18 protein-coding genes and 1 riboswitch are annotated in these 17,521 nt (G+C 43.9%); of the genes, 4 read left to right on the top strand and 14 right to left on the bottom strand.

The annotated features are described in order from the left end of the window. Nucleotide 1: 1 nt before the first annotated feature. Nucleotides 2-1,504 (bottom strand): methyl-accepting chemotaxis protein, encoded by a 1,503-nt coding sequence (locus KP77_RS03045; protein WP_041121272.1) that lies wholly within the window; start codon nt 1,502-1,504, stop codon nt 2-4. Nucleotides 1,505-1,671: 167 nt separating this feature from the next. Here KP77_RS03045 and KP77_RS03040 point away from each other — a divergent pair, with 167 nt between their 5' ends. After that, nucleotides 1,672-2,592: a ketopantoate reductase family protein gene (locus KP77_RS03040; RefSeq protein WP_041121271.1), complete on the top strand. Its 921-nt coding sequence runs from the start codon at nt 1,672-1,674 to the stop codon at nt 2,590-2,592. A 58-nt stretch (nt 2,593-2,650) separates the two neighbouring features. Then, nucleotides 2,651-2,965: a winged helix-turn-helix transcriptional regulator gene (locus KP77_RS03035; RefSeq protein ID WP_041121270.1), complete on the top strand. Its 315-nt coding sequence runs from the start codon at nt 2,651-2,653 to the stop codon at nt 2,963-2,965. Between the two features lie 31 nt (nt 2,966-2,996). Here KP77_RS03035 and KP77_RS03030 read toward each other — a convergent pair whose 3' ends face one another. Beyond that, nucleotides 2,997-4,142 (bottom strand): S1C family serine protease, encoded by a 1,146-nt coding sequence (locus KP77_RS03030; protein WP_052473930.1) that lies wholly within the window; start codon nt 4,140-4,142, stop codon nt 2,997-2,999. A gap of 9 nt (nt 4,143-4,151) precedes the next feature. After that, nucleotides 4,152-5,261, bottom strand: coding sequence for an FxLYD domain-containing protein (locus tag KP77_RS03025; RefSeq protein WP_041121269.1), 1,110 nt, complete (start codon nt 5,259-5,261; stop codon nt 4,152-4,154). Nucleotides 5,262-5,556: 295 nt separating this feature from the next. On the opposite strand from KP77_RS03025, the gene KP77_RS03020 reads away from it, so the two are divergent. Continuing rightward, nucleotides 5,557-6,096, top strand: coding sequence for a YceI family protein (locus tag KP77_RS03020; protein WP_041121268.1), 540 nt, complete (start codon nt 5,557-5,559; stop codon nt 6,094-6,096). A 369-nt stretch (nt 6,097-6,465) separates the two neighbouring features. On the opposite strand, the gene KP77_RS03015 is transcribed toward KP77_RS03020, so the two are convergent. After that, nucleotides 6,466-8,049, bottom strand: a complete 1,584-nt coding sequence (locus tag KP77_RS03015) for a long-chain-fatty-acid--CoA ligase (RefSeq protein WP_041121267.1) — start codon at nt 8,047-8,049, stop codon at nt 6,466-6,468. Between the two features lie 269 nt (nt 8,050-8,318). Between KP77_RS03015 and KP77_RS18485 the strand changes: the two genes are divergently transcribed. Then, nucleotides 8,319-8,450 (top strand): hypothetical protein, encoded by a 132-nt coding sequence (locus KP77_RS18485; RefSeq protein ID WP_268747442.1) that lies wholly within the window; start codon nt 8,319-8,321, stop codon nt 8,448-8,450. A gap of 36 nt (nt 8,451-8,486) precedes the next feature. Here the strand turns inward: KP77_RS18485 and KP77_RS03010 are convergent, their stop codons facing one another. From KP77_RS03010 to KP77_RS02965, 10 genes are all read right to left on the bottom strand, one after another. Beyond that, nucleotides 8,487-9,344, bottom strand: a complete 858-nt coding sequence (locus tag KP77_RS03010; protein ID WP_235420656.1) for a dimethylarginine dimethylaminohydrolase family protein — start codon at nt 9,342-9,344, stop codon at nt 8,487-8,489. 77 nt (nt 9,345-9,421) lie between these two features. Continuing rightward, on the bottom strand, nt 9,422-10,183 hold the full coding sequence (locus KP77_RS03005) for an ABC transporter ATP-binding protein (protein ID WP_235420655.1): 762 nt from the start codon (nt 10,181-10,183) through the stop codon (nt 9,422-9,424). Then, the gene (locus tag KP77_RS03000) at nt 10,173-10,946 is read right to left on the bottom strand and encodes an ABC transporter permease (RefSeq protein ID WP_041121266.1); all 774 of its coding nucleotides are present in this window, start codon (nt 10,944-10,946) and stop codon (nt 10,173-10,175) included. The genes KP77_RS03005 and KP77_RS03000 overlap by 11 nt, the downstream gene beginning before the upstream one ends. A 13-nt stretch (nt 10,947-10,959) precedes the next feature. Next, a complete protein-coding gene (locus tag KP77_RS02995) occupies nt 10,960-11,934 on the bottom strand; it encodes an aliphatic sulfonate ABC transporter substrate-binding protein (protein WP_041121265.1) in 975 nt (324 codons plus the stop codon). 52 nt (nt 11,935-11,986) lie between these two features. After that, a complete protein-coding gene (gene metX / locus KP77_RS02990) occupies nt 11,987-13,054 on the bottom strand; it encodes a homoserine O-acetyltransferase MetX (RefSeq protein ID WP_041121264.1) in 1,068 nt (355 codons plus the stop codon). A gap of 16 nt (nt 13,055-13,070) precedes the next feature. After that, nucleotides 13,071-14,372, bottom strand: a complete 1,302-nt coding sequence (locus KP77_RS02985; protein WP_041121263.1) for an O-acetylhomoserine aminocarboxypropyltransferase/cysteine synthase family protein — start codon at nt 14,370-14,372, stop codon at nt 13,071-13,073. Between the two features lie 114 nt (nt 14,373-14,486). After that, a riboswitch (SAM riboswitch) is annotated at nt 14,487-14,606 on the bottom strand. Nucleotides 14,607-14,697: 91 nt separating this feature from the next. Then, complete coding sequence (locus KP77_RS02980; RefSeq protein WP_041121262.1) at nt 14,698-15,414, bottom strand: hypothetical protein; 717 nt, start codon at nt 15,412-15,414, stop codon at nt 14,698-14,700. Further along, nucleotides 15,411-16,154, bottom strand: coding sequence for a hypothetical protein (locus KP77_RS02975; RefSeq protein ID WP_152614654.1), 744 nt, complete (start codon nt 16,152-16,154; stop codon nt 15,411-15,413). Before KP77_RS02975 ends, KP77_RS02980 begins: the two co-directional genes overlap by 4 nt. Then, complete coding sequence (locus KP77_RS02970; RefSeq protein WP_041121260.1) at nt 16,123-17,028, bottom strand: ABC transporter ATP-binding protein; 906 nt, start codon at nt 17,026-17,028, stop codon at nt 16,123-16,125. Before KP77_RS02970 ends, KP77_RS02975 begins: the two co-directional genes overlap by 32 nt. Further along, a complete protein-coding gene (locus tag KP77_RS02965) occupies nt 17,025-17,408 on the bottom strand; it encodes a GntR family transcriptional regulator (RefSeq protein WP_041121259.1) in 384 nt (127 codons plus the stop codon). Before KP77_RS02965 ends, KP77_RS02970 begins: the two co-directional genes overlap by 4 nt. Nucleotides 17,409-17,521: the final 113 nt, after the last annotated feature.

Genomic DNA, 17,521 nt, shown 5'->3' with positions numbered 1-17,521 from the left:
TTCATGATGTTTTTTTCAGATCTCCTGTCAGGTGTGCTGCCTGTTCTTTTACAGCATACGCAAAACGGGCGATTTCATCAAAAGCAGTTTCAAGTTCATGTACGGTATGAATGATATCTTCAATTCCCTTATCATTATCAGACGCATGCTCCTGCATCGTTTGCATTGACTGCTGGACAGACGCTCCACTTTCTGCTGAAAGTCTTGATGCATCAAAGATCAGGCTGAATTGTGATTTTAATTCTTCCTGTTTGCTGATTAATTCTTCAAATGCATCTGAAGTCTGGTGGATGGAGTTCATGCTGTGATTGATTTTATTTCTTGTTTCGCCAAGCGAACCGACTACCTGTTCTTTTGCAGCAGAAATTTCTGCAACCACTTCTCTGATATTGACTGACACAGCTGATGACTCTTCAGCCAGCTTTCTGACTTCTTCAGCTACAATCGCAAAGCCTTTTCCATGTTCACCTGCACGCGCTGCTTCAATAGAAGCATTGAGCGCAAGCAGATTAGTCTGATCAGCGATACCTGAGATCTGATTCAGTGCAGCGTCAATTTCCTGTGTCTTCTCATCGAGTACCTGAACAGTTTCAGCTGAATGTCCAGACTGCTGCTGCACTTCCTCCATCTGTTCGATTGTACCTTTCAAATTTTCTTTATTTTCTTTTGCTGATAAAATCACTTTGTCGGTCAGGCCATTCATTTCTTCAGACCTTCTCGAAACGTCTGACACTCTCGAAACAATGCCTGAAACATTGTCCTCAGCTGCTGCTGAAGATTGCCTGTAATGTGCGGATGATTGCTCCATCTTCTCAAGCTGCCTGCTGACTGCAGAAACAGAGCCGGATGAATCAGCAAGCTGCCCAGTCAGTTCGTCCACCATATTTTCAAGACGGTCTGCAGTCGTTTCAACATTTGTTAGCATTTCTTTCAGCTTCGTTTGTAATTCCATGCTCTCCTGATTCTTCTGACTCGCTCTTTTAACCGCATATAACAGGATCACTGCAATCGGCACATATTGAACAATATGATAAGCACCTGTCAGAATCGAATATTCCAGCGAGGTTTCCACTACCATCGGCTCTGCAAAATATAGATGCACAAATTGTGCTGCACCAAGCAGGAATGCTGTCGCAATCAATGACCGCTTCATCAGCAATGCATCGGCATATACCGCTGCAATGCCCAGCGGCACGAACCAGAAGTACGGTACGTTCACCCAGGCGTTTGAGTAAAATATAAATGCGAGAAGTAATGTAGATAACACAGACAGTTCCTTAAAATATATCGCCTGTTTCGAGAACTTAAAATAAAGCGCTGGAAAAACCAGAAGTAAAAATTGCGTATTATACAGCACGTTCATTAAAGTGAATTCCGGCACCCCATACATAGCCACCTGTGCGACCATGTTTACCAGCATCAATGCTGCTGAAATTAAAAAAATACGGCTTAGTAAAGCTGAAAGTTTTTTCTCTGTTTTCATCTTTTTCCCGATCCCCTTCATTTATTAACCCCCCGGTCGTATATAAGCTAACAACATCATTATAGTGATAATACTCCTAAATGAAAAGAAATTTTTTACAATATTCAGTATAGTTTGAGTACTCTTTTCGTAACCTGTACAAAAATGTCGTATGATAATGAATAGATACTCATAAGGAGGCTTTTAATGTGAATATTCTAATTGCAGGTGCAGGAGGAATCGGAGGATATTTTGGTGGACGTCTGATGGAAAAAGGGCAGAAGGTTACTTTTCTTGTCAGGGAGAACCGCAAAGAACAACTTCGGAATACCGGACTCGTTATAAAGAGTCCTCATGGGGACTTCACCGGAACCCCCCAATTGATCACAAAAGACGATCAGGGTCAGACTTATGACGTCATCCTAATCACGACCAAGGCTTATCATCTTGATCAGGTGATTGAAGATATCAAACCTTTTGTAAATGAATCAACGCTAATCCTGCCGCTGTTGAACGGGATCGCACACCTCGATCCACTGGTGGATACATTCGGGGACCAGGTTATTGGCGGACTTTGTTTTATTGAGACCACACTTGATGCGGAAGGACATGTTATTCAGTCCAGTCCTGTTCATGAACTTGTATACGGGGAAAGAGACGGCCATAAAACTGACAGAATCATCGCGCTTGAACAGGCTTTTGAAGGAGCAAATGCCGGCTTCAGACAGAGCGAAAATATTATGCAGGATATGTGGCATAAGTATTCATTTATTACAGCGATGTCCGGTATTACGACGTTGATGAGATCTCCTATTGGACCAACTGTGCAGATACCGTCGGCGCGCCACACACTGGATCGGCTGCTTCAGGAAATATCGTCTGTTATGAAGGCAATCGGGGCGCCTATTGCAGATAACCTGCCTGAGATGCAAATGATCAGAATGGAAGAGATGAATGAAGAGATGAAATCTTCTATGCTGCGCGATATGGAAAAAGGCCTGCAGACTGAAACCTCACACCTGCAGGGGTGGCTGCTTGAAAAAGGACAGGCAGAAAAAATCGGGACGCCGATCCTTGAGGCAGCCTATGCACATGTGAAGATCTATGAGAGCTTAAACGCTGACAGGTGACCATATGTCCCTCCTGCTGTATAATGAATGAACCAAAGTATATAAAGGAGGGAGTCATATGGCTGCGATGTCACTGTGTCCTAAGTTCGAACAGGCCTTTCAAATCCTGGGCAAACGCTGGAATGGCGTGATCATACGCGTACTGGCAGATGGTCCGAAACGCTTTTCAGAAATTGCAGAGCCGATCCCTCAGATCAGTAATAAAATTCTGACTGAACGACTGAAGGAACTTGAGGAACACGGACTTGTGATCCGGGAAGTGTTCCCGGAGACGCCTGTACGGATTGAATATAGACTCTCTGATATGGGTGAGTCACTGACACCTATTTTAGATGGGATTCAGAGCTGGGCAGATAAATGGATGATAAAATAGGAAAAACCTGTCGCGTTGGCGACAGGTTTTTTTATGCATCTTCTGAGTATTCCAGTCTCTTAATTTTAAATTGTCCGTTTTCCTGTGTGATCAGGAAGCGGTAGTTGAATAGGGTTGACTCTGGCTGGTTGTTAATGAGTTCTTCTTTTTCAACTGATGCCCGGACTTCTACTTCATCAGAAACAACAAATGAATCTGATGATTTGAGCGAAATGGACAGCAGGTCTTGAAATTCGTTTTTGAATTCTGTAAATGTATATTCTTCCTGCATAGAAACACTCAATAGTGAGTATGCTGTCACGTAATCACCGAATTCGATACTCGAAAGATAATACTGCGCAATATACAGCGCCTGTTCTTCAACTGTCGGCGCAACAGCATCCCCTGTCTGATCTGCATATTGTTCAAAAGCAGGCAACTCTTCCATCGGCGCGTTAATCCATTCATCAATCATTCCTGTAACGTCTGCGATCGGGATACTGTATCCCAGATTCTGATCCGGTTCTTCAGCGGAATTAATGCCAATTACCTTCATTGAATCTGCATTCAGCAGCGGCCCTCCACTATTTCCGGGAGAGATGGCTGCAGTAAATTGATCAATATTTTCATATTTGAATGGCTCAATAGCAAATGACCGGTCAATACCATCAATCACACCTGAAGTAACCGTGTTCTGAAATCCGAGTGGGCTGCCAAGTGCCAGTACCTGATCAAGCAGCTGGGCCTCCTTTTCAAGTTCAAGCGCCATCGGCTCACGTCCGGCAAGTTCATCCACCTGAATCACAGCCACATCCATCTCCGTACTGATGCCTGTCACATAACCGGTGTGGCGTGCCGAATCTGCTGTAATCACCGTTACTTCTGATGCGTTAGCTACTACATGGGCATTGGTCACAATTGCACCTTCTGTATTATAAATAAAACCTGACCCGATTGAGCCGATTGGTGTTTCAATCTGGATGACTTTCTGCTGCGCTTCAAACAGCGCCTCTTCCCTGGTCATAGCCAGCTCGTCGAGAAAGCTTTGTTCCTGTTCATTCACTTCGCTGTTAATCAGGTATGACGGTTCTTTTGGTAAAGCATCAGCCATATATTGTTTAATTGCGACTCCACCCCATATTGTCAGACCTACTATGAATCCGGACAATACAAGAACTGCCGCCCATTTTTTATTCATACTTCACCTCTATTCCAGATACCAGGTTATCGATTCAACTTCAACTCTTTCAAAGGGACGATTCATCATGATTTCATCCTTGAATGTTCCCGTCCCATCAGGAAGCAGATATTCAGGTTCAGCAACTGTCAGGCTGTCAGCAATCATCTCACCATTCTCATCAAAGACACCCCAGGCTATCTCAATCCAGCTGATAGGGCGCGATCCGTTGTTTTTAACTTCTCCTGTCAGCTTGATGATATCGTCTTCAGCTGTTACTTCCCAGTCTTCCACCGAAACAGCTTCAGTCCTGTTAAAACGGTCCTGTCTCTCTGCTTCTTTCATTGCTTCTGCAAGACGTGAATATTCTTCTTCCTGATAAGCATTTCTCTGAGCTCTAATCTCTTCTTCAAACGTTTGCAGCTGTTCATTACCAGGTGCATAACCAAGACCAATTTCAATCAGATTAAGAGCTTCAGAAAAATGGTATAACTCAAGCTCACCAGCAGCACTTTCAATCGACATAGCTGCGATCCGGTCTGTAATCTGCTCTTCAAGCTCAGAGGCACCTACCTCATCTATCTCTGATACTTCCAGCAGTTTACCCGCAAGCGACTGAATCGATAATTCTTCATTCAAATCATTTTTAATCGACAGTAGTAATGCTTTTTCTTTTATATCAATCATCCGCTGCTTCTCAGCAAACAGCAATTCATTCTGTGTTTCTTTCATTTTTACTGTTAGTTCTTCTATTTTTTCCTGAATATTTGTATATTCTCCATCTTCAAGCTTTTCTTCCAGTCTCGATAGTTCATTTTGAAAACCTTCTGCCTGTCTGACCGCTCTTAAGCTTTCGCGCAAAGAATCATATTCAGGACGGGCATTGGCTGCTCTTGCAAGACGTTGTTCAGCTTCGTTCCAGTTTTTATAAAAAGCTGCATTTTCACCTGCAGATTTCCACTCTATCACTTTTTGATTAGTCCAGGATTCATATCCATACACGGTTCCCAGAGATAATACGCTAATAACGATCATGATGGTCAGAAATCTTAGCGGTGTCATGATTCGTTTTTTTGGATCACTGAAATCTTTAGAAGGAGATTTGGACGATGTTTTTTGATCAGACTCATTAGATGTCATCGATGCATTCCCCTTTCCTTATCTATTGTACTACCCTTTTTTCCCTAATTTCACTCTAAATGAGACATTTTGTTAAAGTTCTTTGTCGAAATACAGACGAATCAGGTGCAATCAACGTTTCACTTATTGAAAAGGGAATTAAATAGGTTACAGCTTCCCCGTCAGTTTTTACGCTGCAAAAAGAGAAATAAAAAATTTTTATTTTTATGATTGACTTTATCTCGAATTCAAGATAATATAGTATCAAATAACAACTGAGTTACAAAAAGTAACTCTAAATAGGAGGAAATTTATTATGACAAACAGTACAGCAAAAAAATGGGCAGTAGACACAGCACACTCTAGCGTGGATTTTTCAGTAAAACACATGATGATTTCAAAAGTAAAAGGTTCATTCCATGAATTTAACGCAGATGTAGCAGCGGATCCACAGGACCTGACTGGTGCAGACATCAGCTTCTCCATTAAAGTAGACAGCATTGATACACGCAGCCAGGATCGTGACAACCACTTACGTTCAGCCGACTTCTTTGAAGTTGAAAAATATCCGGAAATCACATTCCGTTCTACTGATATCAAGAAAATCGGGGAAGATGAGTATGAAATGACTGGTGACGTAACAATTAAGGATGTTACACGTCAGGAAACGTTCAAGGTGGAATACGAAGGCTCAGGCCAGGACCCATGGGGCAACCAGAAAGTCGGCTTCACAGCAGACGGCAAAATCAACCGTAAAAACTACGGCCTTACATGGAACCAGACACTTGAAACTGGTGGGGTTCTTGTAGGGGAAGATATTAAAATTAATTTGCAGATCCAGGCACAGGAAGCATAATTTCTTATAAAAACTACAAAACCCGCTGTACAAAAGCTCAGCGGGTTTGTTCTGTATTTAGTTTGGAAGCCAGCGCCCCGTGCTGAACATGAGTCAGTTTTGGATTCCAGCTGAATAATGATAAAGGTGAGTGAAAAAATTAAAAGGTGATAGAATTATTGCGATAGGTGATTTAATTATGTTGCTCATGTCCCCTTGCGATAGAATAATTAAAAAGGTGATAGAATTAACCGGATTGCTAATAGTAATATCTCCATTGATGAGAGAATAAACCCTTGCGGAATCGCAGTGACCCGAATTCGCCCGTCGTTCCAACCAGCTCACACACGCAAAATACTACCTAAACCCAGACTTCGACTGTTCTCCAATCTAGTTAATCATCTTCCCTTCATTACCCTTCCAGAATTCTTTCCTCAAAACCACCTTCTGTATCTTCCCTGAAGCCGTCTTAGGCAGTTCATCTGCAAAACTGAAGCTTTTTGGAATTTTAAATCGGGCAAGTTTTTCATTTGCAAAAGCAATGATATCCTCCTCAGTCAGTTCCGCATCAGCCCGCTTCACAATAACTGCATGAGGCACTTCCCCCCATTTCTCGTGAGGAACCGCAATGACCGCGGCTTCCATGATATCAGGATGATCATACAGTGCAGCTTCCACTTCTATAGAAGAAATATTTTCACCACCGCTGATAATGACATCTTTTTTGCGGTCAACGATCTCCATATAACCTTCTTTGTCAATGACTGCCATGTCCCCTGTATAGAGCCATCCATCACGAATGGTTGCAGAAGTTGCTTCAGAGTTTTTATAATACCCTTCCATCACATTGTTAGATCGCACTGCAATTTCACCAATCGTTTTTCCATCATGCGGGACTTCTTCGCCGCTTTCATCAAAAACGCGGACCTTCGTACCGATCAACTCGTAACCTGTTTTAGCCTTCAGTCTTGCAAATGCCTGTTCATCTTCTACAGGCGTGTTTTCGCGCGGCTGGGAAGTTGTGACAAGCGGTGAGATTTCTGTCATGCCATAGACATGAATGAACTCCCAACCCAGTTCTTCTTCTACTTTTCTAATAAATGCAGGCGGTGGTGCCGATCCGGCCACAACGATTCTGAGCGGATGGTCAAATACTGATTTTGTGTGCTGCGATTCCTGCAGGACCATATTCAGTACAGTTGGTGCCATATGCATAATCGTAATCCGGTGTTTTTCAATACGTTCAAGCATCTGCTTCGGATCCACTTTTCGCTGCATCACCTGAGTTGCCCCGTTTGCTGTGTAGTAAAAAGGTGATCCCCATCCGTTCACATGAAACATAGGCAGGACGTGAAGCAAAGTATCGCGGTCACTCACACGCAAATGATGCATCGTGGAGAGTGCGTGAAGATAGTTAGACCTGTGGGACAGCAGTACGCCTTTTGGATCACCGGTTGTACCGCTTGTGTATAAAAGTGAGGCAATATCCGTTTCTTCAAGCGGTTCACGGTCGAATGGTTCATCTGAAAAAGTCATCAGCCAGTCTTCATAGTCTATGCATTCTTTCGCCTGACCTCCCTGAATGATGATCGTATGGACACTCTCAAACTGATCCCTGACAGATTCAACAAGCGGATATAATTCTGCATCTACAAAAAGCACCCGACTTTCACTATGATTCAGGATAAACAAATAATCGTCCGGCCTGAGACGTGTATTCAGTGATGTCATGACTGCTCCTGTCTGATAAATCCCATAGAATCCTTCATACATTTCAAGTGAGTTCGGAGTTAAGTACGCAACTTTATCTCCTTTTTTAATGTTCAGGTTCCTCAGGCCGCGGGACAAGCGGTTCACTCTTTTTTCAACCTGCTGATACGTGAGCTCCCGTTCCCCATCGATGACTGCTGTTTTCTCTCCATAAAGTGTGACAGCTCTATCGAGAAAGTCCGTTAAAATTAATGGCACATGCATACCGACATCCCCTTTGTTTTAACTTAAATATGGATGTATTGTATACGTTTTCAATAGGTAAATCAATTATTGACAGAAATTTCAGGCATTTTATCGTAATATTATATTTTAAAACGCTCCTGCTTCCGTGGACGAACTCTAGTGACTCCCCGGGGCTGAGTACGTAATATTACACAGACATTAAATGTTAGATAACGAATCCTTATAATGATTAATTCATTGTCAGGCGGGAATAATAAATAATAGATATATCTAAGGAGATGATGAATATGGCAGATAAAGATAATAAGAAAGAACAAAATAATAAGAATGATGCAGAAGAAAAAATGCAGGACATGTTTGAGCAAGGTACAGTAGACCGCAAAAAAGATGATGAAGACGAAGAAAAAGATAAAGACTAAAAAAACGGATCGCCTTTTTCAGGGCGATCCGTTTTTTTAACTGCGGTTCACTGGCAGTGTACAGCATCTGAAGGAACCGCCTGATTTGATGATCTCTGAAATATCGCATTCAATCACATCATATCCGGCTCTTCTCAGCTTCTTATTTATATCCTGGTTCACTGGCAGGCTGATAATTTTGTCCTGTCCAATGCCGAGTACATTCGGACCCATTGTAAACTGTTCATCATCAGTTACATCAATCAGCTCATAATGTGCTTCGAAGGTTTCAATCATTTCGTCCGAAAAAGCCGGTCTGTAGATCAGCGCTTCCTCCGGTGAAATGATATTAAACAGACAGTCCAGATGAAGGTACTGCGAGTCAAATGGTACAGCAATGATGTCATAGTCCGGCAGCTTGTTCCGCAGCTCATCTACTGCTTTTTCAGTCGTTCTGCTGCTGATCCCAGCCCATATTTTTTTGCCATCTGCGATGACATCCCCGCCTTCAATTGACGGTGACTTAATCTTTTCAAATTTAAGCTTTGATTCCTGAAGCCATTCTTTCAGGATGTCGTCTTCCCCGCTGCGCATATCAGTTCCCATTGTTGAAATAAACACTGTATCGCCGATTGTAAAACCGATGTCTCTTGTGAAAACCTGCTCAGGGTAAACAGCAAGCGGCGGCAGCTGTACGACATCTGCACCATGCTCATGAAGCAGTTGAATAAATAAGCGGTGCTGCTCCATTGCTTTTTCACGATCTATATTATCTTTTAAGAAATGCTTTTGTGTTTCATTAATTGCTTCTTCAATTTTCATAAATGCAGGCGGACAGACAAGTACTCTTTCAAGTGCGCCGTATTCATTTTGACACCCGGCCTGGTTATGGTTTTCTTTTCGTTCCATTAGCATGTTCCAGTCCTCCGTATTTACTCTTTTTGTATGTTATTCCTTTTTCACATCAAGATTAAACGGAGGAAATCGAACATTTAACGTACTGAATACTTTTGAAGCCCGGCATTACTGTCCTGCAGGATAGAAAAAATTTTTTCTTTATGTGCAGTCAGAGTTAAGTCGCTTCTGCTGCGTGGCTTTGGCTGGCTGATTTTAATCTCTGCGGCAATTTCTCCCGGCTGACCGCTCATGACCAGGATTCTGTCACAAACGTGCAGCGCTTCATCAATATCATGAGTCACCATGACCATTGTTGTTTTTTCTTCCTGCCAGATATCAAGCAGCAGATCCTGCAGCTGCATTTTGGTAAATGCATCAAGTGCACTGAAAGGTTCATCTAGTAACAGGACAGATGGTTTTGCAGCGAGCGCGCGTGCAATGGCAGTACGCTGAGCCATTCCGCCTGACAGATCCCGCGGCAGGGCACGTGAGAATTCACTTAAGCCGACCAGTGATAAGTAATGCGCGGCCTGAGACCGGTATTTAGATGGATTTTTAAAGCCGAACAGCACGTTATCTTCTACTGAAAGCCATGGCATCAGACGTGGTTCCTGAAAGATCACACCTGCCCCTCTTTGCCCTTCGCCTCCAAGATGAATTGTGCCACTGTCTGACTGATCGAGTCCTGACAACACCCTGAGCAGCGTACTTTTACCACAGCCGCTCGTACCTAGAATCCCGATGATTTCACCTTTTTGAACGGTAAATGTAATGTCTTTAAATCCGGCTGCCCCGTCTTTGAACAATTTGGATGCTTTCTTAACTGTCAGCAAATCATTCACCTCTTTACTTAGCATTTTGCAGATTATCCTGCCATCTTAACGACCTTGATTCAATTCCTTTCAGCAGTGAGTCTGTCCCTTTTCCGAGTCCCGCAAATAAAATAATGCTCGCGATAATCAGTTCAGGAGATGACGTGTTTTGTCCCAGTACAAGTAAATAACCGAGTCCTTCACTTGCACCGAGCAGTTCAGCTGCCACCACGAACATCCACCCGAGCCCGAGCCCGCTTCTGATCCCGACTAGGAAGGACGGCAGTGAAGCTGGCAGGATGATTCTTCTGACTAACTGCAGTGAATTAAAGTTATATACTTTGCCGACTTCAATCAGCTTTCTATCCACACCCTGAATTCCAGAAACAATATTCAGATAAACAGGGAAAAATACACCTACTGCAATGAGCGTCACTTTGGATGGCTCACCAATTCCCATCCAGAGTAAAAACAGTGGCACCCATGCAAGTGACGGGATGGATCTGAAGGCCTGCAGAATCGGATCAAGCAGCCGTTCAGCCTGCTTGAAATATCCGACTGCAGCACCGATTAAAAGCGCTGCAGCTGTGCCAATCAAAAATCCTGCACCAACCCGGTAAAGTGTGATGGAAACATGTGTCCAAAGCGATCCATCCTGTGCCATTTCAACCACAGATACGACAACCGTGCTCGGTGCAGGAAGCAAATAAGATTCAATCAATCCAAACCGTGCTGCAGCTTCCCAGATCGTAATTAATAAGACAGGTAAGATCAGTCCAAGTCCAATCAGGTTTAATTTATTTTTCATCCAACCTCCTCCTTTACTCAAGATTCTCTGTAAATGAAGGATTCAGCAGCTCTTCCACCAGCGCTTCGATATCTGCGTCAGCATCAATGACTTCTTCCTGGCGCAGTACTTCACCTGCTGCAATGAGCGCTTCAGTATGTTCAGCCCCGATCACAGGGTTTGAAAAATCGTTGCGGGCCAGGCTCGCTTTTGCCACCTCAAGATTCATTTCAGCTTCATCAGCAAGAATCTGTGCTGCTTCATCAGGATTAGCCACAGTCCACTCCCGCGCAGCTTCGTATTGGGCGATGACTTCTTCCACAATCTCAGGGTAATCTTCTGCAAAAGATGATCTGACATTCAATGTTCCGTACGTATTGAAATCAGGGTTACGGTAAAACAATTCAGCGCCAGTATCAAGTTCTGCTCTGGCCATATGCGGATCCAGACCAGCCCATGCATCCACCTGCCCTGAACTTAACGCATTTGCCCCATCCGGATGCTGCAGGTTCACAATTTCCACTTCATCCGAACTGACACCCGCTTCTTCAAGTGCGCGCAGCAGGAATATGTAAGGATCGGTTCCCAGCGTAGCGGCGATCTTTTTACCTTTTAAATCTTCTACTGATTGAATATCTGATCCTTCGCCTGCAACCAGTGCTGTCCATTCAGGTTTTGCATACAGGTAGACCGATTCAACCGGTGAACCATTCGACTTGGCAATCAAGGCAGCAGCACCTGCCGTTGAGCCAAAGTCTACGCTGCTTGAGTTCAGAAATTCGAGTGCTTTGTTACTGCCCTGACTGAGTACCCATTCCACTTCAATTCCTTCATCTTCTAAAGCTTCTTCTACCAGTCCCTGTTCTTTCAGGACAAGACTTGTGGGCGAGTAGTACGCATAATCAAGTGTGATTTTATCCGGCTGTCCGTCTGCGCTCGCGTTTCCTGAGCATCCAGCGAGGACCCCAACTGCTGCTGCCGTTAATAATAATGTAGATACTTTATTCATCTTAATTCCTCCCTGTTTACTCAGATTTATAGTGAAAAGAAACGGACAGCATTTACTGTCCAGTTTCAAAATGATGTTTGACGATCTCTCCCCATTTATCAAATTCAATGAGAAAACCATCGTGACCGAAAGCTGTATCCACTTCGTGAAAAACGGCGTCTGGTACTGCCCCGGCAAATGACTGAATATCTTCAGGCGGATATAACAGATCTCCTTTAAAACCGATGCACAATAGCTTTGATCTGATCCGGCCGGCCGCTTCCTGAATTCCTCCTCGTCCTCTTCCGATATCATGATGATTCATCGCATACAGAAGGGTCAGATAGCTATTAGGGTCAAAGCGTTTTGTGATCTTTTCCCCTTGATATTTCAGGTAAGATTCCACCTGGTAAAATGGCTGCTTTTCTTCAGCTTCTTTTTCTTCACGGTTGAACCTGCCTGTAAAAAGGTGAGGGCTTCTATACGTTACAAGCCCGACCATTCTGGCTACTTCAAACCCTTTTACATCAGAGGCACGTTCGTAAAAACCATGGTTCCATGCCGGGTCATTTTCAATGGCATGAATCCCGATCCGGTTAAAGGCAATCCCGTAATCACTTAGAGAAGGTGTCGCTGCAAGCAGCACTGCTTTTTCCATAAAGTCAGGATAAGTGATACACCATTCAAGCGTCTGCATCCCGCCTAGTGAACCGCCGATCACGCCGTGCAGCTTTTCAACACCAAGCTTTACAAGCGCTTTATACTGCGCGTTCACCATGTCTTTTACTGTGATAAAAGGAAAATCCGAACGGTATTTCTCTTCCTGATTATAGGAATCAGGCCCGGTTGAACCGCTGCATCCGCCTAATACATTAAACGTAATCGTCTGAAACCTGGTTAGATCAATATAGCCGTGATCTGCTGCAAATCCTCTCCACCAGCCCGGATTCTCCTCTGTGCCGACTGACTGGTGGGTGCCGGTCAGGGCGTGGCAGATCAGAACAACTGGCAGCGTATGATCTCCGGCCCGCTCATAGCGGAGAGAGACATGTTCAATACTTTTTCCGGATTCGAGTGTCAAAGAACCAATGTCAACTGTCCCTTCACTGTATCTGACCTTCTCAGTTAATGCCTCTCCCATATTGATTCCTCCTCGCTTATGAATGCGCGGGTACTGCCGCTTTTTCGATCGCCTGATTCAGATCATGAATCAGATCTTCTACTGATTCAATACCGACTGATAATCTGATCTGCTCTTCTTTTACACCGGCTGCTTCAAGGTCAGCGCCTGTCAGCTGGGCGTGTGTTGTAGATGCCGGATGAATGATTAATGATTTTGCATCCCCTACGTTTGCTACGTGTGACCAGAGCTGCGTGTTGTCAATCACTTTTCTGCCGATCTCACGCCCTCCTTTAATGCCGAACACGATAATCGATCCTGCACCCTTTGGTAAATACTTTTTCGCTGCCTGATAGGATGAGTGACTTTCAAGGCCCGGGTACTGCACCCAGTCAACTGAAGGATGCTGATCGAGATATTCTGCAACCTTTTGTGCATTTTCAACGTGGCGCTCGACTCTTAAGTGCAGTGTTTCAAGCCCCTGCAATAAGTAAAAAGCGTTTTGCGGGCTTAAGCATGCACCTGTGTCGCGCAGCAGATTGACTCTCAGCTTGGCAATAAATGCCGCAGCTTCGAGGTCTACAAATCGCAGTCCGTTGTAGCTTGGATCAGGTGTCGTGAAATCCGGGAATTTGCCGTTGTCATAATTGAATGTTCCTGCATCCACAACAACACCGCCGATCGTCGTTCCGTGACCGCCAATCCATTTCGTAGCAGAATGAACAACGATATCTGCACCGTGTTCAATCGGCTTATTCAGGTAAGGTGTTGCAAATGTGCTGTCCACAATCAGCGGCACGCCTTCTTCATGCGCAACTTTTGAAACAGCTTCTGTATCTAGGACGTGCAGACTCGGATTTCCAATTACTTCTGCAAACACAGCCTTCGTCTTCGGCCCGATTGCTTTTCTGAAGTTCTCCGGATCCGTTCCATCCACGAATTTCACATTTACACCATAGCGCGGGAGGGTCTGGGCAAAAAGGTTATACGTCCCGCCATACAGATTGGCAGCTGCAACAATCTCATCCCCCGCTCCGGCAAGGTTCAGTACAGCATACGTAATTGCCGCCATGCCCGATGCTGTAGCAACGGCACCAACCCCGCCTTCTAAAAGAGCAATTCGATTCTCAAATGCAGCAACTGTCGGGTTTCCGATACGCGTATAAATATTGCCTTCTTCAGCAAGTGAGAATAAGTTCTGCGCATGTTCAGCACTGTCAAAAACGTAAGAGGTTGTCTGATAAATTGGAATCGCCCGTGCACCAGTTGTCGGATCTGCTTCTGTTCCCCCGTGAAGTAAAAGCGTCTCAATATTGTATTGCGGCTGATTGTTTGTCATGATCAAATCTCTCCTTTAATGAGTTGATGGATGTTTACAGTGAAGTGTGTACTGGATGAAGGTGAAAGGGGAAAATAAAAAACCCCCTTCATAAGAAGAGGGTTATATATCCTCCTCTTATCTTTCAGACCCGTTTAAGGATCTGTAGGAATTAGCACCTTTCCGTATCAAATAAATGATCCGTTGGTTGCCGGGCATCGCAGGGCCTAGTCCCTCCGCCACTCTGGATAAGAGTTATAAAGTTGTAAGTACATGTTGTTTTTGCTCTTGTTGAGGATTATAAAGAGTATGAAAAAGGAAGTCAACCTTTTTCTGAATATTTATTTTATTGCGCCTGGAACTGCTGGACTTCACCAATGATTTCCACATTTTCCGGAACGCGAAGGTGGATCACCTGAACACCGTAAGAATAATGCATGCCTGATGACAGCCCCTCACGTTCTTCACTGAGAAACGGCTGTGCAGTAAACGATGGATTATACTCTACGTAATTCAGATTGTTCTGTCCATACACATTGCTGATGTTCAGCAGATTGTTCGAAAATGAAACGTCCGGCCGCACAATCTCATCTGTTATATCTACACCATTCAGTGTAAACGGTGTTTTATAAACCTCCATTTGAATCTGATCTTTTAACTGCCCATCAATTGTCACAACGATGAGAGGATCTCCATATTCCATAAGACCTTCCGGCAGTACTAAACTTGTGTAGGGAAATTCAACCGTTTTCTGTTCCTCAAGATAAGCAGGATCTATCTCATCAAATCTGTTCTGCGTTGCCTTTTCATGTACTTCCCATCCTTCATCTTCAAAGACTCTCTCAGCATCAGCTTCAGAGTACTCCTCCCCGGATGCAGGAAGAATATAATACACAGCCATAGAGATCATCAGCAGTGCAGTATATCCAATGAATAGAGGACGGACGATTTTTCTGCGCGGCTTTTTTTGTTTGACTGACATACTCCTGTTTCTAGTTTTCAGAAACAGTGTAATGATCAAAATGATCAGTGCTAGTGGAATGATCTGAGCGATGATCATCATATTTCCCTCACCTCTTTTCTATTCATGAGCGCCACACCGCACACATACAGCGCGAGTGCTGTACCAATTGTTTTAACCAAAAACAGAAAAACTGATGATTCCTGTGCATAAAAATCATAGCCAAACTCATAAATAAATAGCGGCCGTACCATCGTTGGTCCAAACATCATGATCGGAACTATCGCAATAAAGTATTTACTGATCTGAATCAGCACACCGAAAAAATAACCAGCTGCTGATGCAAGCAGTAAATAACCTGTCATTGCAGAGAAAGTCAGCAGCAACTCTCCCGGAGCACCGACACTTGCAAGACCGGGATAAAACTCAATGTCTCTAAATAAGTAAACCACCATATAGATAACATAGTTACTCATAACAGTGAATAAAGAAGCCACCAGTGCTGTGATTAACAATAAGATGCCATTTGAGACCTGGCTGATCAATCTCGTTGTTACATATGAAAAATCCTCATAGCGGTAGCCTTTTGATGTGATCAACGCAGATGTGACCAGAATCCAGAATACAGTGAACATAAACACTGCATCGTTGGAGAATGATGTAATACTGAGTGAGAACATATCATCGTATGTGCTCATCCCGCCTGACCCGATTGCTGAGAAAAAGATTGCAATCAACTGAATCACAACCAGGCTTCTCCACAAATCCGCCATCGCATAGCACTTATAGATAATCTGCTGGCGTATGATATCACCCGTGCTGACTGTTGCTAAAGACATCATCAATTCCCCCTATATTTCTTCTCGTCAGGTACACACAAAGATCACTCGCTGAGACAGGTGCAAACCTGAGTCCTCCTGCAGCAGCTTTTTCAGCAGCAGTAAAATGGTTTTTGACAATTACAGTGGATATACTCCCCTGATCTTCAAGATGAGCAATAACATCCTGCTGCGCAGACCAGTTTTTCACTTCGATCGCCGGACCTGACACAGCCATCGCATATTCTTTTACTTCTTCAATTGGCAGGTGAAGCACAGTCCGTCCCCCATCAATCAGCAGCAGATCTTCAATCAGTTCATCGATTTCATCCAGATGGTGACTTGAGATAAGAATCGTTCTGGGATGAGCAAGATAATCCTTCAGCAGGGCCCGGTAGAAATCTTTTCTCACTGAAGCATCCATCCCCGTCGTCGGTTCATCGAAAATTGTCAGCGGACACCGCGCAGCAAGCCCGAGAATCCCGTAAAACGTATTTTTCTGACCCTTTGATAAATAATCCGTACCGACTTTCATCGGAATACTGAAGTAATCAGCTAGTCGCTGTGCAAGCTGTGCGTCCCAGTTCGGATAAAAGCGGCTGTGGTGATGAAGGATATCTTTTGTCGTAAGCGCATTTGAGAACATCGTGTACTCATCAAGATACATACTGTTCGCTGACACCTTCAGGCTGTTAAAAGGATTTTCACCGAATACGCTGATCTCTCCGCCGGTCTGTTTTAAATAACCTGCGATCGTTTTCATCAGCGTAGTCTTGCCGGATCCATTCCGCCCGACAATGCCGGTAATGGTATTTTCCTGAATGGTAAAATCCGCGTCTTTTACACCCGCTCCACCCCTATACCTTTTTTCGAGATGACTGCATTCAATAACCGTCATGATGATTCTCCTTTCCGGCGACTCTGCTCAAGCTGAATCATGTGGATCAGTTCCTGTTCATTCACGTTGAGGTGTTCCGCTTCAGCTACTATATCTGATACAAGCACGGATAACGTTTCATTGATTCTCCGGTGGCGGATCTGTTTGGCCGCCTCTTCTGTTACAAACATCCCAAGTCCCCTTTTCTTGTATAAAATCCCGGCATCTGCGAGTATGGTCAACCCTTTTGCTGCAGTCGCCGGATTAATATTGAACTGATCAGCAAGCTGATATTGAGAAAATATTTTTTCATGCGGCTTAAATCGTTCGTGTAAAATTTCGGTTTCAAGCCATTCTGCGATTTGGATATAGATCGGTTTTGAACTGTCATGGTTCAGCATTTATGCAGTCACCTCCTCGTTCTGATATAGTGCATTACTGTTGTAATGTACTATATACTATTTTGAAATGATTGGCAATAGGTGTTTGTGGAAATTGATGGGTGGGTGGGGTG

Origin of the sequence: Jeotgalibacillus alimentarius (assembly GCF_000829445.1) — a bacterium.
GTDB lineage: Bacteria > Bacillota > Bacilli > Bacillales > Jeotgalibacillaceae > Jeotgalibacillus > Jeotgalibacillus alimentarius.
This window is presented reverse-complemented; position numbering and strand designations above follow the sequence as displayed.